Source organism: Arthrobacter sp. 131MFCol6.1, from assembly GCF_000374925.1.
GTDB lineage: Bacteria > Actinomycetota > Actinomycetes > Actinomycetales > Micrococcaceae > Arthrobacter.
Genome location: NZ_KB895545.1, coordinates 128221 through 150786 on the forward strand (window position 1 = coordinate 128221; position 22566 = coordinate 150786).

Annotated in this window: 20 protein-coding genes; 5 read left to right on the top strand and 15 right to left on the bottom strand. The window is 67.6% G+C overall.

Annotated features, from left to right (window positions below; all coding sequences use genetic code 11):
- Positions 1–48: 48 nt before the first annotated feature.
- From C566_RS0111645 to C566_RS0111655, 3 genes are read right to left on the bottom strand one after another with little or no spacing between them, the layout of a single operon-like run.
- Complete coding sequence (locus C566_RS0111645; protein WP_026538271.1) at positions 49–1581, bottom strand: tripartite tricarboxylate transporter permease; 1533 nt, start codon at positions 1579–1581, stop codon at positions 49–51.
- Positions 1574–2113 (bottom strand): tripartite tricarboxylate transporter TctB family protein, encoded by a 540-nt coding sequence (locus tag C566_RS0111650; RefSeq protein WP_018774523.1) that lies wholly within the window; start codon positions 2111–2113, stop codon positions 1574–1576. The genes C566_RS0111645 and C566_RS0111650 overlap by 8 nt, the downstream gene beginning before the upstream one ends.
- Before the next feature lie 2 nt (positions 2114–2115).
- Entirely contained in the window at positions 2116–3147 is a 1032-nt protein-coding gene (locus C566_RS0111655; protein WP_018774524.1) for a Bug family tripartite tricarboxylate transporter substrate binding protein, read from the bottom strand.
- Between the two features lie 172 nt (positions 3148–3319).
- Here C566_RS0111655 and C566_RS0111660 point away from each other — a divergent pair, with 172 nt between their 5' ends.
- Positions 3320–4900 (top strand): ATP-binding protein, encoded by a 1581-nt coding sequence (locus C566_RS0111660; protein WP_018774525.1) that lies wholly within the window; start codon positions 3320–3322, stop codon positions 4898–4900.
- Positions 4897–5643: a response regulator gene (locus C566_RS0111665; RefSeq protein WP_018774526.1), complete on the top strand. Its 747-nt coding sequence runs from the start codon at positions 4897–4899 to the stop codon at positions 5641–5643. Before C566_RS0111660 ends, C566_RS0111665 begins: the two co-directional genes overlap by 4 nt.
- A 447-nt stretch (positions 5644–6090) precedes the next feature.
- On the opposite strand, the gene C566_RS0111670 is transcribed toward C566_RS0111665, so the two are convergent.
- The 7 genes from C566_RS0111670 to C566_RS0111700 all read right to left on the bottom strand — a co-directional run bounded on the left by C566_RS0111670 (position 6091) and on the right by C566_RS0111700 (position 14233).
- Positions 6091–6933 (bottom strand): HpcH/HpaI aldolase/citrate lyase family protein, encoded by an 843-nt coding sequence (locus C566_RS0111670; protein WP_018774527.1) that lies wholly within the window; start codon positions 6931–6933, stop codon positions 6091–6093.
- Positions 6930–7502: a MaoC family dehydratase gene (locus tag C566_RS21400; RefSeq protein WP_018774528.1), complete on the bottom strand. Its 573-nt coding sequence runs from the start codon at positions 7500–7502 to the stop codon at positions 6930–6932. Before C566_RS21400 ends, C566_RS0111670 begins: the two co-directional genes overlap by 4 nt.
- Complete coding sequence (locus tag C566_RS0111680) at positions 7499–8257, bottom strand: CoA transferase subunit B (protein WP_018774529.1); 759 nt, start codon at positions 8255–8257, stop codon at positions 7499–7501. Before C566_RS0111680 ends, C566_RS21400 begins: the two co-directional genes overlap by 4 nt.
- A gap of 2 nt (positions 8258–8259) precedes the next feature.
- Positions 8260–9060: a CoA transferase subunit A gene (locus C566_RS0111685; RefSeq protein ID WP_018774530.1), complete on the bottom strand. Its 801-nt coding sequence runs from the start codon at positions 9058–9060 to the stop codon at positions 8260–8262.
- Between the two features lie 19 nt (positions 9061–9079).
- On the bottom strand, positions 9080–10243 hold the full coding sequence (locus C566_RS0111690) for an acyl-CoA dehydrogenase family protein (RefSeq protein WP_018774531.1): 1164 nt from the start codon (positions 10241–10243) through the stop codon (positions 9080–9082).
- A gap of 98 nt (positions 10244–10341) precedes the next feature.
- On the bottom strand, positions 10342–12618 hold the full coding sequence (locus C566_RS0111695; protein WP_018774532.1) for an ATP-binding protein: 2277 nt from the start codon (positions 12616–12618) through the stop codon (positions 10342–10344).
- Positions 12619–12625: 7 nt separating this feature from the next.
- Positions 12626–14233: a carboxyl transferase domain-containing protein gene (locus tag C566_RS0111700; protein ID WP_018774533.1), complete on the bottom strand. Its 1608-nt coding sequence runs from the start codon at positions 14231–14233 to the stop codon at positions 12626–12628.
- A 161-nt stretch (positions 14234–14394) separates the two neighbouring features.
- Here C566_RS0111700 and C566_RS0111705 point away from each other — a divergent pair, with 161 nt between their 5' ends.
- Entirely contained in the window at positions 14395–15063 is a 669-nt protein-coding gene (locus C566_RS0111705; RefSeq protein ID WP_018774534.1) for an SACE_7040 family transcriptional regulator, read from the top strand.
- A 217-nt stretch (positions 15064–15280) separates the two neighbouring features.
- On the opposite strand, the gene C566_RS0111710 is transcribed toward C566_RS0111705, so the two are convergent.
- The 3 genes from C566_RS0111710 to pdhA are packed head-to-tail and all read right to left on the bottom strand — an operon-like array spanning position 15281 to position 18884.
- Entirely contained in the window at positions 15281–16699 is a 1419-nt protein-coding gene (locus tag C566_RS0111710; RefSeq protein ID WP_018774535.1) for a dihydrolipoamide acetyltransferase family protein, read from the bottom strand.
- Complete coding sequence (locus C566_RS0111715; RefSeq protein WP_018774536.1) at positions 16696–17706, bottom strand: alpha-ketoacid dehydrogenase subunit beta; 1011 nt, start codon at positions 17704–17706, stop codon at positions 16696–16698. Before C566_RS0111715 ends, C566_RS0111710 begins: the two co-directional genes overlap by 4 nt.
- On the bottom strand, positions 17706–18884 hold the full coding sequence (gene pdhA, locus C566_RS0111720; RefSeq protein WP_018774537.1) for a pyruvate dehydrogenase (acetyl-transferring) E1 component subunit alpha: 1179 nt from the start codon (positions 18882–18884) through the stop codon (positions 17706–17708). Before pdhA ends, C566_RS0111715 begins: the two co-directional genes overlap by 1 nt.
- Before the next feature lie 195 nt (positions 18885–19079).
- Between pdhA and C566_RS0111725 the strand changes: the two genes are divergently transcribed.
- Entirely contained in the window at positions 19080–19553 is a 474-nt protein-coding gene (locus tag C566_RS0111725) for an Lrp/AsnC family transcriptional regulator (RefSeq protein WP_026266622.1), read from the top strand.
- A gap of 135 nt (positions 19554–19688) precedes the next feature.
- Positions 19689–20435 carry a hypothetical protein gene (locus C566_RS23195; RefSeq protein ID WP_231386343.1) on the top strand — a complete coding sequence of 249 codons (747 nt, stop codon included), beginning with the start codon at positions 19689–19691 and terminating at the stop codon, positions 20433–20435.
- Between the two features lie 87 nt (positions 20436–20522).
- Here the strand turns inward: C566_RS23195 and C566_RS0111735 are convergent, their stop codons facing one another.
- Both C566_RS0111735 and C566_RS0111740 read right to left on the bottom strand, forming a co-directional pair.
- On the bottom strand, positions 20523–22139 hold the full coding sequence (locus C566_RS0111735; protein ID WP_026266623.1) for a solute symporter family protein: 1617 nt from the start codon (positions 22137–22139) through the stop codon (positions 20523–20525).
- Positions 22136–22516 (bottom strand): DUF485 domain-containing protein, encoded by a 381-nt coding sequence (locus C566_RS0111740; protein WP_018774541.1) that lies wholly within the window; start codon positions 22514–22516, stop codon positions 22136–22138. The genes C566_RS0111735 and C566_RS0111740 overlap by 4 nt, the downstream gene beginning before the upstream one ends.
- Positions 22517–22566 lie beyond the last annotated feature (50 nt).

The following is a 22566-nucleotide window of genomic DNA, read 5'->3' on the forward strand; positions in this document are numbered from 1 at the left end:
AGGGTCGTCATTCCGGCCATTTGCGGCAATCCAGTGGCACGCCCGCGCCTAGACGGACACCTCTTCCTTCGCCGGCGCAGCCTCCAACGTTGCCTGGCGGCGGCGCAGCCACCACGAGGCAACGAAGATCAGCGCCATGGAGACGTACACCACCAGGGCGAACGGCGAGGAGAACAGGGCCATGGGGTCGTTCTGCGAGAGCTGCAGCGAACGCCGCAACTGCACCTCGAACATCGGTCCCAGGATCATCGCCACCACCATGGGCGCCACAGGGTAGCCGTAGCGGCGCATGAAGTAGCCCAGGATGCCCACCACCAGCAGGATGCCGACGTCGCTCGGGGAGAAGTTCACCGAGAAGGCGCCCAGGGCGGCGAAGACCAGGATGCCGGCGTAGAGGTAGGGCCGGGGGATCTGCAGGATCTTCACCCACAGGCCCACCAGCGGCAGGTTCAGCACCAGCAGCATCAGGTTGCCGACATACAGCGACGCGATCAGGGTCCAGACAAGCGCCCCCTGGTTTTCAAACAGGAGCGGGCCGGGCTGGATCTGGTAGCGCTGGAAGGCCGTGAGCATCATGGCCGCCGTCGCCGTCGTCGGGATTCCGAGCGTCAGCAACGGCACCAGGACACCGGCGGCCGCGGCGTTGTTGGCCGCTTCCGGTCCGGCGACGCCTTCGATCGCGCCCTTGCCGAACTGGGCCTTGTTGGCGCCCTTGGCCAGCTTCCGCTCGGCCGCGTAGGACAGGAACGTGGAGACGTCCGCGCCGCCGGCCGGGACGGTGCCGATCGGGAACCCGATGAAAGTTCCGCGCAACCACGGCTTCCAGGACCGCTTCCAGTCCTCCTTGGACAGCCAGGCGTTCTTGCCCTTGCTGACCGGGATGAGCTCCACGGGGCCGTGCCTCAGCTTGGACGCGACATAAAGCGCCTCGCCGAGGGCAAAGAGGCCTACGGCAACGAGGACCATGTCGACGCCGTCAACCAGGGTGGGGTTGTCGAACGTGAAACGCTGCTGCGCCGTGCTGTCATCGATGCCGATCAGGCCGATGAACAGCCCGAGGGCCAGGGATGCCAGGCCGCGCAGGACGGAGGCGCCCAGCAGCGCACCGACGGTCAGGAAGGCCACCACCATGAGGGCCACATAGTCCACAGGGCCGAGGCCGACGGCGAAGTCGGCAACGACGGGCGCCAGGAAGGTCAACAGGACCGTGGCGATGGTGCCAGCGATGAAGGATCCGATCGCCGCCGTCGCCAGGGCTGCCGCTCCCCTGCCGGCCTTGGCCATCTTGTTTCCTTCAAGCGCCGTAACGATCGAGGAGGACTCACCCGGCGTGTTCAGCAGGATGGAGGTGGTGGAACCGCCGTACATGCCGCCGTAGTAGATCCCGGCGAACACGATCAGCGCGGCCGCGGGGTCCAGGGCATAGGTGATGGGCATGAGCAGGGCCACGGTCATGGCGGGGCCAATGCCGGGCAGCACCCCGACGGCGGTGCCGACGAAGACCCCGCCCAGCGCGTAGAGCAGGTAGACGGGCTGCAGCGCGGTGCTGAATCCTTCGAGCAGGAGCATGAAGCTATCCATGGAAGAACGGCACCCCCTCCAGCAGCGGCCCCGGCGGCAGGGACACGCCCAGCAGGCCGCCGAAGACGTACTGCAGCACCAGCGCCAGGATCACGGACACGGCGATCGCCTTCCAGAGGGGTTTGGCGTCCAGGGACCAGGCGGCACCGCTGAAGAGCACGGCGGCGGCCACCGGCCAGCCGGCCGGCTCGATCAGGAAGATGTGCAGCACCACGAAGCCCACCAGTTTGGCCAGGGCCACCCAGTCGGTCTTGGCGGTCACGTCCAGGTCTTCACTGTCCTCGGCCTGCCCGACCTTGCCGCGGAGGACCTGCAGGACCACCCCGGCGCCGCACAGCACCAGCAAGCCGCACACGATGTAGGGGAAAGCGCGCGGGCCGATGCCGGTCTCCGACGGCGGAATCGGAATGGATCCCGCCGTCGCCAGACCCGCGACGCCCACGCTGACGAACACCAGGGCGAACAGGATCTCCCCGGTCGGCCGTTTGGCGGGCGCCGCGGCGGAAGACGACTGTGATGCGAGGGACGACACTGCTACTTGACCAGGCCGATCTGGGTCAGGGTGGTCTTGACCTTAGCGATGTCCTCGGTCAGGAAGGTTTTGAAGCCGTCGCCGGCCAGGAACGCGTCGTCCCAGTTGTTCTTGGTCAGGGTGGACTTCCAGGCCTCGGACGCGTGCAGCTTGGTGACGACGTCGGTCAGCTTCGCGCGCTGGGCGTCGTCGATGGACCCGGGAGCCACCACGCCGCGCCAGTTGGTCAGCACGACGTCGATTCCCTGGTCCTTGAGCGGCTTGATCCCGGGAAGGGCCGGGGCCTCGGCCTTTCCGGAGACGGCGAGCGCCCGGACCTTGCCGGCCTTGACCTGTTCGGCGTACTCGCCCACGCCGGAGATGCCGGCCTGGACTTTGTTGCCGAGCAGCGCCGCGATGGACTCGCCGCCGCCGGAGTAGCCGATGTAGTTCAGCTTGTCCGCCTCCACGCCCTGGGATTTCAGGATCTGCCCGGCCAGGATGTGGTCCGCGCCGCCGGCCGAGCCACCGGTGATGGCCACGCCCTTGCCGTTGGCCTTGATGTCCGCGACGAGGTCGGCGACGGACTGGTACTTCGACGACGCCGGCACCACGAGGACCAGCGGCTCTTCGGTGAGCCGCGCGATCGGGGTGGTGTCTTCGAGCCGGGTCTTGGCGCCGTTAGTTTCGACCGCACCCACCATGACGTAGCCCATCACCATGAGGGTGTTGACGTCCTTCTCGGTGGCGAGCTTGGCGAGGCCGTTGGTCCCGCCGCCGCCGCCGATGTTGGTGACTTGGGCGGAGGAGACGAGCTTGTTCGTCTGCAGGTCCTGCTGCATGGCGCGTCCGGTCTGGTCCCAGCCGCCGCCGGGGTTGGCCGGGACGATGATGCTGAGCTTCTTGATGGGGTCGGCGCCCGCGGACGCGCCGGCAGCCGCGCCGGTCCCGCTTCCTGCGCAGGCGGACATGGCCAGGACGACTCCGGCGGCGCCGGCAATGAGGGCGGCGCGGCGGGTGTGGGTGGGCCGGGTGAAAAAGTTCTGGGCGGTCATGGTTTCTCCTTGAGCGAATGTGATGCACATCATTGGAATCACGTCACCGACCCTAGGAGCGCCCGGAGAAGGGCAACAGCATTTGGCCTTAGAGGTAGTAGTGGTCATATTGGTCACGGCCCCGGCCGCCTATTTGGCGGGCGGACTGCGCTGCCAATGGGAAACTTGTGACATGTTTCACAGGATTCCCCTTCGGTACCAGCTGGTCGCGTTGCAGCTGGGCATCGTGCTGGCCGTCCTCACGGCGGTGGGGGCCGTGACCATCCGGATGCAGGAACAACAGCTCCGGGACGCCTACAAGGGCCGGCTGATCGGCGTTGCCGAAAGTGTTGCCCAGCTGCCCTCGGTCATCAACGCGTTCGGAACGCCGTCGCCGGCCCAGACCATCCAGCCGATCGCGGAAGTCATCCGGCAGGCATCTAATGTCACCTATGTGGTGGTGACGGACCGGCACGGGGTCCGGCAGTCGCACCCCAATCCGGCGGAAATCGGTCGGCCGGTCTCCACCGATCCTTCCGTGCCCCTGTCCGGGGAGATCTACGTGGGTACCCAGACGGGCACGCTCGGTGAGTCCTGGCGGGTGAAGGTTCCCATCTTCGATGCGGCCGGCGCGGTGATCGGCTCCGCATCCGTCGGGGTGCTGGAGAGCACCCTGGCCGCCGACCTCCTTGAGGACATGCCGCAGCTGTTCGGCTGGCTGCTCGGGGCGGCGCTGCTGAGTTCCCTGGGCGCGATGTATGTCTCGAAACTGGTGTGGCGGCGGATCTACAAACTCGAGCCGGAGGACATTGCCGCCCTGCTGGAGACGCGCGACGCCATGCTCCACGGCCTCGGTGAAGGACTGGTGGCGGTGGACGTCGACGGCAGGATCGCGCTGGTCAATGATGAGGCACGCCGCCTGCTCGCCCTGGCAGGGGACATCACCGGGACCCCTGCAGCGGCAAGCCTGGAACCGGCGGTCCTCCGCTTGCTCTCGGCCGGGTCCGCCACGGAGGAACTGGTGCTCTCGGGTGAGCGGATCCTGCTGGGCAAGGTCAATGCGGCCACCGTCGACGGCCGCGAGGTCGGCAAGGTACTGATCCTGCGCGACCGCACGGAGCTGCACACCGTCCTGCGTGACCGCGACGGCGCCGTGGACGTGACGCAGGCACTCCGTGCCCAGGCGCACGAATTCGCCAACAAACTGCACGTCATCTCCGGGCTGCTGGAGCTCGGAAAGCAGGACAAGGCCATCGAATACCTGGGCCGCAGCCACAACGACGCCGTCTTCGCGAACCGGCCGCTGGCGCCCGGAATCACCGATCACGGGGTCCAGGCTCTGCTGATCGCCAAGTCCACGGTCTGCGCCGAGCGCGGCATCGAGATCATCGTCAGCCCGGATTCGCTGTGCTCGGCCGATGACTCGGGCGACGTCATCACGGTGCTGGGAAACCTGATCGACAACGCTGTGGACGCCGCGGGTTACGACAGCACTGTTGCCATCCGGCTGGGCGAGAGCGCCGACGGCGGGCGGACCATCGTGGTGGAAGACGATGGACCCGGCGTCCCGGTTCCCGAACGCGCTAAAGTGTTCGAGCCCGGCGTGACCAGCAAGGAGGCCGAGGGAATCAACAGCCGCGGGTTTGGGCTGGCCCTAGTCCAGCGGGTTGCCCTCCGGCGCGGAGGCCGGGCGGCGGTATCCTCATCGGCGTTGGGTGGAGCCTGCTTCTCGGTAGTGCTCAGGACAAAAGAGGCGGAACTACAGAAGCTATGAGCGCCATACGCACCCTCATCATCGACGATGACGTAGCAGTGGCCGGGATCCATCACGGGTTCCTGCTGGCACGCGGCGGATTCGACGTCGTGGCCATGGCCCACACCGGGCAGCAGGGCCTCGATCTGGCCGCGGAGCTGGGGCCGGAGCTGGTATTGCTGGACATCCATTTGCCGGACATGTCCGGCCTGGACGTCCTGCAGCGGCTGCGCGGGCGCCGGCGGCCGGTGGATGTCCTCGTGATCACCGCATCGAGGGAACTTGACACCGTCCGGGGCGCGATGGCCGGCGGGGTGCTGCACTACCTGGTCAAGCCCTTCTCCTCGCAGGCATTGATCGAACGGCTGGACGAGTACGTCATGCTGCGGGAGGAACTGGCCTCCGGCGGCACCGGAGAGCTGGACCAGGCAAGCATCGACCGCCTGGTGGCTCCCTCCCGCCGGTCCGCGCCGGCGGAAACTCCGGCGCGCACCCCGGCGGGACAATCCGCCCAGCCGGAACCGGGCCAGGCTGCCCTGCGGCTTCCCAAGGGACTCTCCCGGCCCACCCTGGACGCTGTGGTCGAGGCACTGAAGGCCAGTGCGGAGGACGTCTCCGCGGCCGGCCTGGCGCTGCAGCTGGGCCTGTCCCGGGTCAGTGCCCGCCGTTACCTCGAGTACCTCGTGGTTCACGGCCATGCCCGGCTGACGCCCCGCTACGGAGCGGCGGGCCGGCCGGAGAACCGCTATCTCTGGCGGCGCTGAACATGTCTGGTTCTTGAAGGCCGCACGGAGCATGTCCAGTTCTTGAAGGCAGCCCGGGACACGTGGCACAAATGCCGGGGCTCGGGCCTCGGAGACTGGTCGAGGATTCAGAGGCACAGGGCACCCATTCGACGCAGATGGCCGCAATAGGACCAGCCATTCCGGCCATCTGTGGCGAATCGACGAAGTCCAGCCCGGCAGGGCCCCACCTCGGCACCCGCGAATTTGCCCGGCCAGCCCCGGGACGCCGGCAGCCACCCAGGGACCATCGGCACAGGGCCTCGGAGACTGGCCGAGGATTCAGAGCCACAGGGCACCCATTCGACGCAGATGGCCGCAATAGGACCAGCCATTCCGGCCATCTGTGGCGAATCGAGGAGTTTCACGCGGCAGAGCTTCACCCAGGCACACGTTGGTGGGCACGTGACGGCGTCCAGGACCCAACGGTCAGGACCCGACGCGGCCCGCGCGGCGCAGTGTGGACGCGGCGTGCTTGAGGATGGGCCCGTCGATCATCTTGCCCTTGAACTGGAAGACGCCCGAGCCTGCCGTAGAGGCGGCGTCGAGCAGCTCGGCGGCCGCTGAGACGTCGGCCTCGGTGGGTGCGTAGGCTTCGCGGACCACGGCCACCTGGTCCGGGTGGATGCAGGCTTTGGACGAGAATCCGGATGCAACGGCGTCGCGGGATTCGAGGGCCAGCCCGGCCAGATCGGGGATGTTGACGTACACGGCGTCGATCGCGTCCTTGCCGAAGGCGCCGGCGGCCAGCAGGACGCTGGAGCGGGCGTGCAGCGCGACGGCCCGGTAGCTGCCGTCCTCCGATCGGCTGGAGGTTCCGCCGAGCGACGCCAGCAGGTCCTCCGCACCCCACATCAGGGCCACCACATTGGGCTCGGCGGCGATGGCGGCGGCGTTGAGGACGCCGGCGGCCGTCTCGCAGAGGGCAATCACGCTGTAGCCCTCGAGTTCCCTCAGCTGGGCCGCGCTCTCCGCCTTGGCCAGCATGATGTGCCGGTAGGGCGTGTGTTTGAGGCAGTGCATGTCCTTCTCGAACTCGTCCGTGCCCGCCGGGTTGACCCGGACGATCGTGCGGGAAGGATCCAGTTCCGGGACGTCGCCGGTGGCGCCGAGTTGGGCGAGGATGGCGCCGCGGGCCCGCTGCTTGTCGGCGGGGGCGACGGCGTCCTCGAGGTCCACGATCACGGTGTCGGAGCGTTCGGCGGCTTTCTGGTACCGCTCGGGGCGGTCGGCGGGGCAGAACAGCAGGGCAGGGCCCATCAGGAAACTCATGTCTCTATTGTCCCCTTTTGCGCCGCTTCCAGCTCGGCAGCGGCGTGGGCCTCGCGTGTCCACATCAGGCAGCTGCGGGCGGCGAGGGCCACGACGTCCCCACGCTGGTTCCGTCCGGTGTGCTGCATGGTCACGATGCCCTGGCCGGGGCGGGACGCGGACAGTCTCTTCCCGGTCACCACCGTCTCCGTGTACAGGGTGTCCCCGTGGTACAGCGGGCGCGGAAAGGACACATCCGTCAGGCCCAGCTGGGCGATGATGGTGCCCTGGGTCAGCTGCGGCACGGACTGGCCCACCACCGTGGCAAGGGTGAACATCGAATTCATCAGCCGCTGGCCGAAGGGTTGCCCGGCGCTCCAGGCCGCGTCGAGGTGCAGGGCCTGGGTGTTCATGGTCATGGTGGTGAACAGGACGTTATCCGTCTCCGTGACCGTCCGGCCCGGCCGGTGGGCGTAGACAACGCCCTCCTGAAGCTCATCGAAATAGAGGCCGCGCTGCTCGATCACCCGGGGGGTGCCGGTACCCGGATGTGCGCCTGTGCCCGGTGAAGTCGTGTCTGCGTCGCTCATACGGTCAGTTCCTGGTCTTCCTCAAAGAGTTCGGCTCCGGTGGCCGCCACCACGTCCTCCACGGACACGTTCGGCGCCAGCTCCCGCAGCACCAGCCGGGACTTCCCGCCCTCGGTCACGACGTCGATCACGGCGAGGTCGGTGATGATCCGGTCCACGCAGCCCTTGCCGGTCAACGGCAGCGTGCAGGTTTCCACGATTTTCGGTTTGCCGTTGCGGTCCACGTGATCCATCATCACGATCACCTTCTTGGCCCCGAACACCAGGTCCATCGCGCCGCCCATGCCCTTGACCATCTTGCCCGGGATCATCCAGTTGGCGAGGTCGCCGTTGGCGGCGACCTCCATGGCGCCGAGCACGGCCACATCGACGTGGCCGCCCCGGATCATGCCGAAGGAGGCGGCGGAATCGAAGAACGCCGCACCCTTGTTGACCGTGACGGTTTCCTTGCCGGCATTGATCAGGTCCGGGTCGACCTGATCCTCGGCCGGGTACGGCCCGACGCCCAGGATGCCGTTTTCCGAATGCAGCACCACCTCGACACCGGCCGGAATGTAGTTCGGTATCAGCGTCGGCATGCCGATGCCGAGGTTGACGTACTGGCCGTTGTGCAGTTCCTGCGCCACCCGGGCCGCGAGTTCGTTGCGGGTCCAGCCCTTGCCCTCAGTACCGGCGTGTTCGACGGCGGAGCGCCGGTATTCGTGGCGCACGGCCTCGGGACGGGGCGGGGCCTCGGGGGCTTTGTTCGTTTCCACGGCTATGCTCCTGCCTGCTCCGGCGACAGTTCTGGTGTGCCGGAGGCGCCGGTGGCCACCGCAACCGTCCGCTTCTCAATCCGTTTCTCGCCCTGCGGGGCCAGGACCACGCGCTGGACGAAGATCCCCGGGACGTGGACGTGCTCCGGGTCCAGCTCCCCCGGCTGCACGAGTTCCTCGACCTCGGCGATGGTGATCTTCCCGGCCATGGCGCACAGCGGGTTGAAATTCATGGCCGTGGCATGGAAGACGAGGTTGCCGTGGCGGTCACCCTTCCAGGCGTGCACCAGACCGAAGTCGGGCGTCAGCGATTCTTCCAGCACGTAGTCGGCGCCGTGGAAGCTGCGGACTTCCTTAGCGGCGGAGGCAATCGCGACGTTGCCCTCGGCGTCGTACTTCTGCGGCAGGCCGCCGTCGGAGACCTGGGTCCCGACGCCGGCCGGGGTGTAGAACGCGGGGATGCCCGCGCCGCCGGCGCGCAGCTTTTCCGCCAACGTGCCCTGCGGGGTGAGGACCACCTCCAGCTCGCCGGAAAGGTACTGCCGGGCGAACTCCTTGTTCTCCCCCACGTAGGAGCTGATGGTGCGCCGGATCCGGCCGTCCTTAAGCAGGATCCCGAGCCCCCAGTCGTCGACGCCGCAGTTGTTGCTGACGGTTTCCAGATCAGTTGCACCGCGCTCGTGCAGGGCCTCGATCAGCGTCACGGGGATGCCGCACAGCCCGAACCCGCCGACGGCGAGGGAGGCGCCGTCGTGGATGTCCGCGACGGCCTCGGCGGCGCTGGCAACAACTTTGTTGATCATCGGTGATCCTTCCGGCCGGCTACAGTCCCAGTTCGCGGGCGATCAGCATCAGCTGGACCTCCGTGGTGCCCTCGCCGACTTCAAGGATCTTGGAGTCGCGGTAGTGGCGTGCCACGGTGAATTCGTTGATGAAGCCATAGCCGCCGAACACCTGGGTGGCGTCCCGCGCGTTGTCCATGGCTGCCTCGCCTGCGACCATCTTAGCGATGGCCGCCTGCGTCTTGAACGGCTTGCCGGCGAGCATCCGGGCGGCCGCGTCGTAGTAGGCCAGGCGGGCCGTGTGGGCGCGGGCTTCCATCCGGGCGATCTTGAAGGCGATGGCCTGGTACTTGCCGATGTTCTGACCGAACGCGCTGCGTTCCTTGGCGTATTTCACCGACTGGTCCACGCAGCCCTGGGCCGCGCCGACGGCGAGTGCCGCGATCGCGATCCGGCCTTCATCGAGGATGGAGAGGAAGTTCGCGTAGCCGCGGCCCCGGGTGCCGAGCAGGTTCTCCTCGGGGACGTGCACGTTGTCGAGGGTCAGCGGGTGCGTGTCGGAGGCGTTCCAGCCGACCTTGTTGTAGGCCTTCTCCGCTGTGAAGCCCGGGGTATTGGTGGGCACCAGGATGGTGGAGATTTCCTTCTTGGTGCTGCCGTCCGCACGCTCCTCCTGGCCGGTGACGGCGGTGACGGTAACGAGCCTGGTGATGTCCGTGCCGGAGTTGGTGATGAACTCCTTGTTGCCGTTGATGACCCACTCTCCGCCGCCCAGCTTGGCTGTGGTCTTGGTGCCGCCGGCATCGGAGCCGGCTTCCGGCTCGGTCAGACCGAAGCCGGCGAGCGCCTTGCCGGAGGCCAGCAGCGGCAGCCACTCCTGCTTCTGCGCCTCGTTGCCGAAGCGGTGGATCGGCATCGCGCCGAGCGAGACGCCGGCCTCGAGGGTGATGGCGACGGACTGGTCCACCCGGCCGAGCTGCTCCAGGGCCAGGGCCAGGGCGAAGTAGTCCCCGCCCATGCCGCCGAACTCTTCCGGGAACGGCAGGCCGAAGAGGCCCATGTCCGCCATCTGGGAGACCACTTCGTAGGGGAAGCTGTGCTCTTCGTCGTGCTTGGCGGAGACCGGGGCCACCACCTCGTCGGCGAATTCGCGGACGGTGTCGCTAAGGATCTGGTAGTCCTCGCTGAGTTCAAAATCTGGCATGGGGTGACTCCTTTGTCTGAGGTGCATCTGTAGTCTGTTGAAAATGGGTGTTGGCTCGGCTGGGGTTGGCCAGCCCGCGGTGGATCAGTACGGTGCAGTCATTCGGCCGCACCCATCGCGATGACGGCTTCCTCGATCGTGTCCTCCGCTGCGTTCTCCGCCGAGGGCGGCCCGCTCTGGACGGCGGGGTGGATCGTCGCCAGCACCTGGTCTGCCTTGACGAGGTCGCCGGAGCCGACGCTGATGTGGACGGTTCCGTCCAGGGGCGCCACAAGCTGGTGCTCCATCTTCATCGCTTCCACCGAGACAAGGACCTGGCCGGCCTCCACGGTGTCGCCGTTGCTGACGGACACCGACACCACGGTGCCGGGCATCGGCGAGCGGACCGCCGGGTCGGCGGCGCCTTCCTCGCGTTCGATCGCGGCCAGCACCCGAACCAGCCGGGCCTCCCGGGTGAGCACCTCGAGCCGGCAGGACCAGCCCTCGTTGCCGAGAAAGAGTGCCGATAGGACGCGGGGATCGGGAGCCATCCAGCTCTGGGCTTCAGGACCGGTGCGAACGGGTGCAAGTGCATAGCTGCTGGCCTCGCCATCGAGGGTGAGCACCGGGCGATCCCGCGCGGTGAACTCCAGGAAGGCTGTGCGCTGCGGCCCTCCGTTAACGCTTACAGTGACCTGTTCCCCCGCGGCCGGGCCCCTCACCTCCACTGTGGCAACACCGCCGTCGGGGGTTCCCAGGCTGATCCGGCGCGGCGCCGGCGCACCGATCCGCCAGCCGTCGCGGCGCTGCCACGGGCCGCCTTCACGCTCCTCCTGCCTGGCTTCCTCCGCCATGGCCAAGGCGTACAGTGCGGCGACCACAAGTTCGCTGTCGCCCACCCGCCGGAAGCTGAACTCCGGCATCTTGCGTTCGATCAGGCCGGTGTCGAGCCGGCCGGCGCGGACGTCGGCGTCGTTGACCAGCAGCCGGAGATACTCAACATTGGTATCGACGCCCAGCACCGTGTACCCGGCGAGCGCCTCGTCCAGGGTATCGAGGGCAGCGGTGCGGTCTTGGCCCCAGGCGATGACCTTGGAAATCATCGGATCGTAGCTGGAGGAGATCTCGAGTCCGTGGATGAGGGCGGAGTCCACCCGGACGCGGCCGCGGGCCGTTTCGACTTCGTTGCGGGCCGGAGCGCTCGGGCGCTGGGCCGGGCCGGGCAATTCGTCCAGGAGCAGCACTTCACCGCCTGAGGGCAGGAAGTTCTTCTCCGGCACCTCGGCGTAGACGCGTGCCTCCACCGAGTGGCCGGTGAGCACGACGTCGTCCTGGGCCACGGTGAGTTCCTCGCCGGCTGCGATGCGGACCTGCCATTCGACGAGGTCGATGCCGGTGACCATCTCGGTGACCGGGTGTTCGACCTGCAGGCGGGTGTTCATCTCCATGAAGAAGAACTCGTCCGGGGCGGTGTCCGAAACCAGGAATTCCACGGTCCCGGCGCCGGAGTAGTTCACACTGCGCGCGGCGTTGCAGGCGGCCTCGCCGATCCGGGCCCGGACAGCCGCCCCGTCGGGGAGGGACTCCAGCAGCGGGGACGGGGCTTCCTCGATGACCTTCTGGTGGCGGCGCTGCAGTGAACACTCGCGCTCCCCCAGATGGATGACGTTGCCGTGGTTGTCCGCCAGGACCTGGACCTCGATGTGCCGCGGGGTGGTGACGAGCCGTTCGAGGAACAAGGTGTCGTCGCCGAAGGCGCTCGCCGCGACCCGGCGGGCGGTGGCCAGGGTGGCTTCAAGGTCCTCGGCGCGTTCGACGATGTGCATGCCCTTGCCGCCGCCGCCGGCGGAGGGCTTGATCAGCAGCGGGAAGCCGACGCCGGCCGCGGCCTCGATCAGCTGGGCGTCGGTCATGCCGGGTTCGGCGATGCCCGGGACCACCGGGACACCGTAGCCGGTGACGTGGTTCTTCGAGCGGATCTTGTCGCCCATGACGTTCAGGGATTCGACGCCGGGGCCGATGAACGTGATCCCGGCTGTTTCCAGGGCGCGGGCGAAGTCGACGTTTTCGCTCAGGAAGCCGTAGCCCGGGTGCACGGCCTCGGCGCCGGTGTCGCGGCAGGCCTGGATGATGGCATCGATCTTGAGGTAGCTCTCGGTGGCGGCCGCCGGGCCGATGCGGACGGCGGCGTCCGCCTCCCGCACGTGCCGGGCACCGGCGTCGGCGTCGGAATAGACGGCCACCGAGCGGATCCCGAGGGCGCGCAGGGTCCGGATGACGCGGCAGGCGATTTCGCCGCGGTTGGCGACGAGCACGGTGCCGAACAGCGGGGTGCCGGTGGTGGGGGCGGCCGGCGGGGTGGCCACGGAAGGCGTGGTGGGCGAAGAGAGGGTCATTGCTGGCTCACATCCGGAACAGGCCGAAGGAGGTCTCCGGCAGTGGGGTGCGGGAGACGACGTCGAGCGCCAGTCCCAGGACGGTGCGGGTGTCCGCGGGGTCGATCACGCCGTCGTCCCAGAGCCGGGCGGTGGAATAGTAGGGGCTGCCCTGGTCCTCGTACTGGGCCTTGATGGGGGCCTTGAACGCTTCCTCGTCCGCGGCGGACCATTCCTCGCCGCGGGCCTCGTACTGGTCCCGCTTCACGGTCGCGAGCACGCTGGAGGCCTGGTTGCCGCCCATCACGGAGATCCGCGACGCCGGCCACATCCACAGGAAGCGCGGCGAGTAGGCCCGTCCGCACATGGAGTAGTTGCCGGCGCCGAAGGACCCGCCGATCACGACGGTCAGCTTGGGGACCCTGGCGGTGGCGACGGCGGTGACCATCTTGGCGCCGTTCTTGGCGATGCCACCCTGCTCGTAGTCCTTGCCGACCATGAAGCCGGAGAGGTTCTGCAGGAAGATCAGCGGGATGCCGCGCTGGTCGCAGAGTTCGATGAAGTGCGCGCCCTTGAGGGAGGACTCGCTGAACAGCACTCCGTTGTTCGCCACGATGCCTACCGGGTGGCCGTGCAGCTTGGCGAAGCCCGTGACCAGGGTGGTGCCGTAGTTTTTCTTGAACTCATGGAACCGGCTGCCGTCGACCAGCCGGGCGATGACCTCGCGCACGTCGTACTGGGCGTTGACGTCCGTGGGAACGGCACCGTAGAGCTCGTCCGGGTCGGCAACGGGCTCGACGACGGTGTCCACGTCCCAGACGGGTGCGGAAGGCTTCGGCAGGGTGGAGACGATGTCGCGGACGATCTGGAGGGCGTGCTCATCGTTCTCGGCCAGGTGGTCGGTGACGCCGGAGATTTTCGAGTGCACGTCGCCGCCGCCGAGTTCCTCCGCCGTGACGATCTCGCCGATCGCGGCCTTCACCAGCGGCGGGCCGCCCAGGAAGATGGTGCCCTGGTTGCGGACAATCACCGTCTCGTCGCTCATCGCGGGAACGTACGCGCCGCCGGCGGTGCAGGAGCCCAACACGGAGGCGATCTGCGGGATCTTCGCCGCGGACATCCTGGCCTGGTTGAAGAAGATCCGGCCGAAGTGTTCCTTGTCCGGGAAGACCTCGTCCTGCTTGGGCAGGAACGCCCCGCCGGAGTCCACGAGGTAGATGCAGGGCAGCCGGTTCTCCAGCGCGATTTCCTGGGCCCGGAGATGCTTCTTCACCGTCATCGGATAGTAGGTGCCGCCCTTGACGGTGGCGTCGTTGGAAATGACGAGGACCTGGCGGCCGTGCACCAGGCCGATCCCGGCGATGACGCCGGCGCCCGGGGAGTCATCGTTGTACATGCCGTTGGCCGCGAGCGGCGCGATTTCCAGGAAAGGGCTGCCGTCGTCGAGCAGCTGGTCAATGCGCTCGCGCGGAAGAAGCTTGCCGCGCGCCACGTGGCGTTCCCGGGACTTTGCCGGCCCGCCCAGTGCGGCGGTGGCGAGCCGTTCCCTCAGCTCGCCGGCCAGCCCCAGTTGGGCCTCCCGGTTCGCGGCAAAGGCGGTGCTCGTCGCATCCACCCGGCTGGCGATTGTCTCCATTGACTACTTCCCGTTCCCTGACCTGCGCGGACCTGCGCACCGGACCGGCAGCTCAGGCCGCCCCGGCTATTTCGGTTAGTACCGCATAACTGAGATTTAGGTTAGTCTCTATTAACTGTGATGTCCAACACAGGGATCATTTGCAACGAGGGGATGCTCCGGTGACCGAGCCCAGCCAGACTGCCCAGCTTCCGTCAGCCCAGGCAGCCTCAACGCACGCAGCCTCGACCCAGCGCAGCCAGGCCAAGGCCAACAGGCGGCAGGCCCTCCTGTCCGCCGCCGCCGCGCTCTTTGCCCTGGAGGGCTTCAACCGCGTTTCCCTGGAGGATCTCGGCGCCGCTGCCGGCGTCAGCGGGCCGGCCGTCTACCGTCATTTCGCCGGCAAGCAGGCCGTCCTCGGCGCCCTGCTGCTCAGTGTCAGCCAGGACCTGCTCGACGGCGGACGCAAGGTGGTGGCCGATTCCGACGGTGACCTGGCGGCGCTGGGCGGGCTGGTGGCCTTCCACGTCGATTTTGCCCTCAGCAATCCGGACGTCATCCGGGTCCAGGACCAGGACTTCAGCAACCTGGCCGGCGAGGACCAGGCCGAGGTCCGCACGCTCCAGCGCAACTACGTTGAGCTCTGGGTGGACGTGCTGGCCGGACTGCACGAGGGCACGGAGGCCGCCGAACTGCGGATGCGCGCGCACGCCACGTTCGGGCTGATCAACTCGACCCCGCACTCGGTGCGCAGCCACGGGCGCCGGATCGGCGTCCGACGCGCCAGGCCGCTGCTGGAAAGCATGGCGCTGGCCGCGCTCCTGGCACCAGCGACGCTGCCGGAAGACTGACGCCCCGCCGGACTGCACCCCTTCCGGTGCCGCGGGACCCGCCCACCACGCTCCAGCCGGCGCTCCGGGGGCACTTTGGCACAGACACGCCGTCAACTGGGCCGCCGCCGTCGAAAATTATCCTCAAAGTGCCCCCGGACGGATGCAACCCGCCCACAAAAAACTGCCGGCTGCCCCTTCCTTTCGGACGGGGCAGCCGGCAGCTGTGTACAGGGGCCTAAACCATCGCGAGCACCATGCCCGGATCGGCCAGCATGGCGCCGAGGTCCTGGAGGAACCGCGAGCCCTGCTCGCCGTCGACCAGCCGGTGGTCGAAGGAGAGGCTGAGCGTCATGACCTGGCGCAGGGCAACCTCGTCCTGGTACTCCCACGGCATCTTCCGGACCGCGCCGAGGGCCAGGATGGCTGCCTCGCCCGGGTTCAGGATGGGCGTGCCGGCGTCGATGCCGAAGACGCCGATGTTCGTGATGGAGATCGTTCCGCCGGAGAGCGCCTCGGGGCTTGTCTTCCCGGCCCGGGCCGTGTCCGTCAGTTCCGTCAGGGCGGTGGAGAGATCCATGAGGGACATCCGGTCCGCATCCTTGATGTTCGGAACCGTCAGCCCCCGCGGGGTCGCGGCCGCGATGCCCAGGTTCACGTAGTTGAACTGGACGATCTCCTGGTTGGCCTCGTCCCACCGGGCGTTGAGCGTCGGGTGGTTGCGCAGCGCAATCAGCACCGCCTTGGACACGAGCGTCAGCGGGGTGAGCTTGTACCCGGCGAACGCGCGGCTGGCCTTGAGCCGTGCCAGCAGCTCCATGGTGGGCGTCACGTCGACGGTCAGGAACTCGGTGACGTGCGGTGCGGTGAAGGCACTGGCCACCATGGCGGCGGCCGTGAACTTCCGCACTCCCTTGATCGGCGTGCGGGTCTCCCGCTCGCCCCGGGCCTGGACAAGGCCTGCGGCCTGCGCTGTCGCGCCGGCGGCTTCCTGGGCCCCAAGTCCCTGCATTGTCGCGGGCAGGTCCCCGCCGCCGACGAAGTTCAGCACATCGTCGCGGGTGATGAGCCCGCGCTCCCCCGAACCGGTTACGGCCTCGAGGTCGACGCCGAGATCCTTGGCCAGCTTGCGCACCGGCGGCGTGGACCGCGGGCGCTCCCCCGACGCGGAAGCGGCTGGCTTGGTTTCGACCGGCTCTGGTGCGCGGACGGGTGCGACCGGCTCGACTGCGCGGACCGGTGCCACCGGCTCGGCCGCGGCTGGAGAAGCCGCCGGGGCAGCGAACGTGCGGGCCCGGCGGGCGGGCCGGCCGGAGGCTTCGAGGACGGCGCCGTAGCCCACGAGGTTCGGCTCACGTTTGCCGCCGGCCTCAGCACCGCCGCCTGAGCCGTCGGCGCCGTCGTCACCCTCAATTTCGAAGGAGACGATCGGCTTCCCGACCTCCACGACGGTGCCGGGCTGTTCGTGCAGGGCCGCGACCACGCCGGCGAAAGGCGAGGGCAGCTCGACGACGGCCTTGGCCGTCTCCACCTCGGCGATGATCTGGTTGAGGGTGACGGTATCCCCCACCGCGACCTTCCAGGCCACGATTTCCGATTCCGTCAGTCCTTCACCGAGGTCCGGGAGCCTGAATTCCTTGATCATGGTGGCGCTCATCCTTCCAGCCCGCTGAGGGAGTTGGGGCGGCCGAGGGCACGGTCGACGCCGTCGAGAATCCTGTCAAGGCCCGGCAGGTGATGCATTTCCAGCTTGGAGTAGGGGTAGGGAACGTCGAAGCCGGTCACGCGGACGGGAGCGGCCTCGAGGTGGTAGAAGCAGCGCTCGGTGATGCTCGCGGCGACTTCGGCGCCGAGGCCGCCGGACTGGCTGGCCTCGTGGGTGATGACCAGCCGGCCGGTCTTGCGGACCGAGGCCTCAAGGGTGGCGAAGTCCAGTGGTGCCAGTGAGCGGAGGTCGATGACCTCGACCGAGATGCCTTCGTCGGCGGCCGCCAGGGCGGCGTCGCGGGCGGTCTTGACCAGCGGGCCGTAGGCCACGAGGGTGACTTCCGTCCCCTCCGTGACCACGCGGGCCTTTTCCATGGACAGGGCAGTGCTCAGGTCGACAGTCTCGTCCACCTCGCCCTTGTCGTGGTAGCGCCGCTTGGGTTCGAAGTACAGGACGGGATCATCGGAGGCGATGGCCTGCTGAATCATGGTGTAGGCGTCCTGGGGGTTGGACACGCTGATCACGCGCAGCCCCGAGGTGTGGGTGAAGTAGGCCTCGGGCGATTCCGAGTGGTGCTCCGGCGAGCCGATGCCGCCGCCGAACGGCACGCGGATGGTGATGGGCATCTTGACCGCGCCTTGGGTGCGGTAGTGCATCTTGGCGACCTGGCTGACGATCTGGTCGAACGCCGGGTAAATAAACCCGTCGAACTGGATCTCCACCACCGGACGGTAGCCGCGGTATGCCAGGCCGACGGCGGTGCCCATGATGCCGGACTCGGCGAGCGGGGTGTCCACGACGCGGTGCTTCCCAAAGTCTTTCTGCAGCCCGTCCGTGACACGGAAGACGCCGCCAAGGGCGCCGATGTCCTCCCCCATCAGGACCACCTTGGGATCGTTTTCGAGGGACTTGCGCAGGCCCGAATTGATGGCTCGGGCAAAGGTCATCTGCGTCATCAGCGTGCACCTTCTTCAGAAGCGGCTTCTGCGGGATCGCCGAAGGAAGCCAGGTAACGGGAGTAGTGCTCCTGCTGGCGGTCCAGCCAGGAGTGAGGCGTGCTGTACACGTGCTTGAAGATATCCAGCGGCTGCGGCTCGGGCATGTTGATGGTGCCGGCCCGGAGTTCCTTGGCCACGGCGTCGGCCTGCGCGGCGACGGCGGCCTCGAAGCCCGCGGTCAGCAGCCCCTTGCGCTCCAGCAGCGATTTCATCCGGCTGATCGGGTCCTTGGCGGCCCAGTCCTCGAGCTCGTTGGCATCCCGGTAGCGGGTGGGGTCATCCGCCGTCGTGTGCGGGCCCATCCGGTAGGTCACGGCCTCGATGAAGGTGGGGCCGCCGCCGCGCCGGGCGCGGTCCAGGGCGATGCGGGTGGCTGCCATGACGGCGAGGACATCGTTGCCATCGACCCGCATGCTGGGAATGCCGAAGCCGGATGCCCTGTCCGCAAGCTGGATGTGGGACTGCAGCCGGACGGGCTCGGAGATGGCCCAGTGGTTGTTCTGGCAGAAGAAGACGACCGGCGCCTGGAAGCTCGCGGCGAAGACCATGGCCTCGTTGACGTCGCCTTCGCTCGTGGCGCCGTCGCCGAAGTACGCCACGGCGACGCAATCGGCGCCGTCGTTCTGGATGCCCATGGCGTAGCCCGTGGCGTGCAGGCTCTGCGCACCGATGATGATCTGCTGGGTGGCAACGTTGACGGTGAACGGGTCCCAGCCGGCGGAGGCGTTGCCACGCCACGCGCGGACGAGGTCCTCCGGCTTCACTCCGCGACAGTAGGCGACGCCGTTGTCGCGGTAGCTCGGGAAGACAAAGTCGTCCTCGCGCAGGGCGCGGGCCGAGCCAATCTGGGATGCTTCCTGGCCGAGCAGCGGCGGCCACAATGCCAGTTCGCCCTGCCGCTGGAGGGCGGTGGCTTCAGCATCGATCCGGCGAATGACCACCATGTCCTCATAGAGCGCGCAAAGCTGCTCATCGCTGACGTCCTGGAGCCAGGGATCGAACTCGGGATGGCTGATGCGCTCGCCCGCCGGGGTGATGAGCTGGACGAGGTCGCCGCCCGTCCGCCTCATAGAATTTTCACTGTTTCCGGGGCCCCCGGCGGCAATGCCGCCCTTGCCCGCGTCGTCGGTAAACACTGTTGTCCGCACCTTCTGACGTCGTCTGACCGGAACGCGCAGGACTCGTGATCCCGCGGCGCGCCAGCCGCCCGGGCGCCGTTGCCCCGGATAATTGTGACCCTACTCACAATGCTCATCGGGTACAACCACCCGCAAAAAAGTTGAGCATTATGCACTGTTTGGCCTCCGCCAACCGTGCTAATCTTGCGCATTATGCAAACCTTGGATGGCACTGACACCCGCCTGCTTTCGGCCATGGCGCGGGACCCCCGGCGGACCGTGGTTGCCCTCGCCCAGAAGCTCGGGCTCTCGCGCAATACGGTGCAGGCCAGGATGGCCCAGCTGGAGAAGAAGCACGTGTTCCTCTCCTTCGAGCGGCGGATCAATCCGGTGTCCCTGGGGTACCCGCTGATGGCTTTCATCTCCGTCCACGTCCAGCAACAGAAGCTCGGTCCCCTCGCCGTCGAGCTCGCCGGGATTCCGGAAATCCTGGAGGGCTACGGCCTGACGGGCTCGGCCGATCTGCTGCTGCGGGTGGTGGCGCTCGACGCCGAGGACCTGTTCCGGATCAACGGCAAGATCCTGGCCTGCGACGGCGTGGACCGGACCGATACGGCACTGGCGATGGGCGAGCTGATCCCGTTCCGGATCCAGCCCCTGCTGGAGCGCGGATCCGCAGATAACTGATCCCCTTTTCATCTGTGCCGTGGGCGGCCGCGGCGCTAGGCTGTGTCCGTTGGGTCCCCCTGAGTCCTTGGGTCCGCGCACGCGGCCCAGTGCAACAGGCAGTGGCTTGTCTGGACTGCCGGAAAGGCTTGAACCGTGAGCAGTCCCGAGGAACCACGCCGCCCGGTACCGCCGCAGCCCGGGCATGAGCCTGCAGCCGGCCACCCGGCGTCCGGCCAGCCGCCCGTTCCGTACTACGCGCCCCCGCCCGGGCCACCCGCCGACGCCGCGGCACCCAACTACCAGCCACCTAACAACCCGCCACCCGCCGACGGCGCGGCGCCCAACTACCCGCCACCGGGTAATGGCGCAGCGCCCAACTATCCGCCACCGGCCAACGGCGCGCCTCCGTACTACGGGGGCCCGGGTCAGCCGCCACCCTACTACGGCGGCGCCGCCCAGCCGCCCCCGAAAAGGAGCCGCAAGGCCCTGTGGATCGTCCTCGGGATCGTCGGCGGTGTGCTCCTGCTGGTGAGTGCCGGCGTCGTCGTCCTCCTCAACGTGGTGGGCGGAGCCACCAACCAGGCCCGGGGCATCGCGGACGATTTCACCAAGCTGCTCATCGCCGGCGAGGTCAGCACCGCCTACGAGAAGTACCTGGATCCGGCCCTCATGCGGAAGATTTCCCCGGAGGAGTTCGCCGCGGGGGTGCAGAGCCTGGAGCTTGACGGCAGCTGTAAACCAAACTTTTCAAGCCTTAACGTCAGCTCCAACAACGGCGCCAACGCCGCCGACGTCGCCGGAACGATCGACTGTGACACGAAGAGTGTGGAGCTGGCCTACCGCTTCGAGGGCCACGACGAGCTGAAGATGGTGAACATTCGGCTGAGGCCACAGCGCTGACCTCGAAAGCACTTTCGCAGAAGGCGCCCATCCGACAGAGGGGCTCCCGTGCTGCTGCCCGGGAGCCCCTCTGGTGGTACGGCCTTCCTAGTGGTTGGTAGCCTTTTCGGCGCCCACACCCGTCAGGGAACGGACCTCCATTTCGGCCTGCTTTGTGGCGTCTTCCTTCCGCTTGTCCAGGACGGTGCCCAGCCAACCCAGGAAGAACGCGAGCGGGATGGAGACGATGCCGGGGTTGCTCAGCGGGAAGATGGCGAAGTTGGCGCCCGGGATCATCGACGTCTTGGCCCCGGAAACCACCGGGGAGAGCGCAATCAGGATGATGGCCGCGGACAATCCGCCGTACATGCTCCACAGGGCTCCCTGGGTGGTGAACCGGCGCCAGAACAGCGAGTAGAGGATGGTCGGAAGGTTGGCGGAGGCAGCCACGGCGAAGGCGAGCGCCACGAGGAACGCGACATTCTGTCCGTTGGCGAAGATGCCGCCGGCGATGGCCAGCAGGCCGATCACCACCACGGTGCGGCGGGCAACCTTGACCTCGGTGGCGGCGTCGGCCTTCCCCTTGGCGATGACGCTGGCGTAGATGTCGTGTGCGAAGGATGCTGCCGCGGTGATGGTGAGGCCGGCGACGACGGCCAGGATGGTCGCGAAGGCCACCGCCGAGATGAAGCCCAGGAGCAGCGGACCGCCGAGGTGGAAGGCGAGCAGCGGCGCGGCCGAGTTGACGCCGCCGGGGGCTGCCTTGATGGTGTCGGCGCCCACCAGCGCAGCTGCGCCGTAGCCCAGGACCAGGGTGAACAGGTAGAAGATGCCGATGAGCCAGATGGACCACACCACCGACTTGCGGGCTTCCTTTGCGGTCGGAACCGTGTAGAAGCGCATGAGCACGTGCGGCAGGGCTGCGGTGCCGAGCACCAGGGCCAGGCCGAGGGACAGGAAGTCAACCTTGGAGGTCTCGGTCTTGCCGTACTGCAGTCCCGGGTTGAGCAGGTTCGGGTTGCCCGAGGTTTCCACCGCGCCGCCCAGCAGGTCCGAGAGGTTGAAGCCGTAGATCGCGAGGACCCAGAAGGTCATGACGGCGGCTCCGGCGATCAGGAGCATGGCCTTGATGATCTGCACCCAGGTGGTGCCCTTCATGCCGCCGATCAGGACGTACATGATCATCAGGGCGCCGACGACGATGATCACCAGGGCTTGTCCGCCCCAGTCGCTGATGCCCAGGAGCAGTGAGATGAGGCTGCCGGCACCGGCCATCTGGGCCAGCAGGTAGAAGAAGCAGACGGCCAGCGTGGAGATGGCTGCCGCGATGCGCACGGGGCGCTGCTTGAGCCGGAAGGAGAGGACATCGGCCATGGTGAACTTGCCGGTGTTGCGGAGCAGTTCGGCGACGAGCAGCAGGGCGACGAGCCAGGCGACGAGGAAGCCGATGGAGTACATGAAGCCGTCATAGCCGTTGATGGCGATGGCTCCGGTGATGCCGAGGAAGGACGCTGCGGAGAGGTAGTCGCCAGCGATGGCGGTGCCGTTCTGCGGGCCCGTGAAGGAACGTCCGGCCGCGTAGTAGTCGGCCGCCGTCTTGTTGTTGCGGCTGGCCCTGATCACAATGACCATGGTGATCGCGACGAAGAGGGCGAAGATGCCCATGTTCAGCAGGGTGGTGTCCTTGAGATCCGCAACGTTTACTGCGGGAACCATGAGTGTCATTTTGCTGTCCCCCCAACCGGGTTGCCGTGCTTGTCGAATTCGTGCCCCTCGATTTCCTGGCGGATCTCGGAGGCAATGGGGTCCAGCTTGCGGTTCGAATAGCTGACGTACCAGCCGGTGATCGCGAACGTGGAGACAAACTGCAGCAGGCCCAGGATCAGGCCAACGGTGATGTTGCCCCAGACCTTGATCGACATGAATCCCACCGCGTAGTCGGCCAGCAGGACATAGGCGAAGTACCAGAGCAGAAAGGCAATGGACAGCGGGAAGACAAAGCTGCGGTGACGTGTGCGCAGTTCCTGGAACTGCTCCGTCGACTGGACTTCCTTGAAGTCCACGGCCGCCGCAGCGTCCGTTTCTTGGGCGTCGTGACCCATCGGTTCCTCCTCATTGAGACTGGTGAGCCCACACCGGTTGCCGTGGTCTG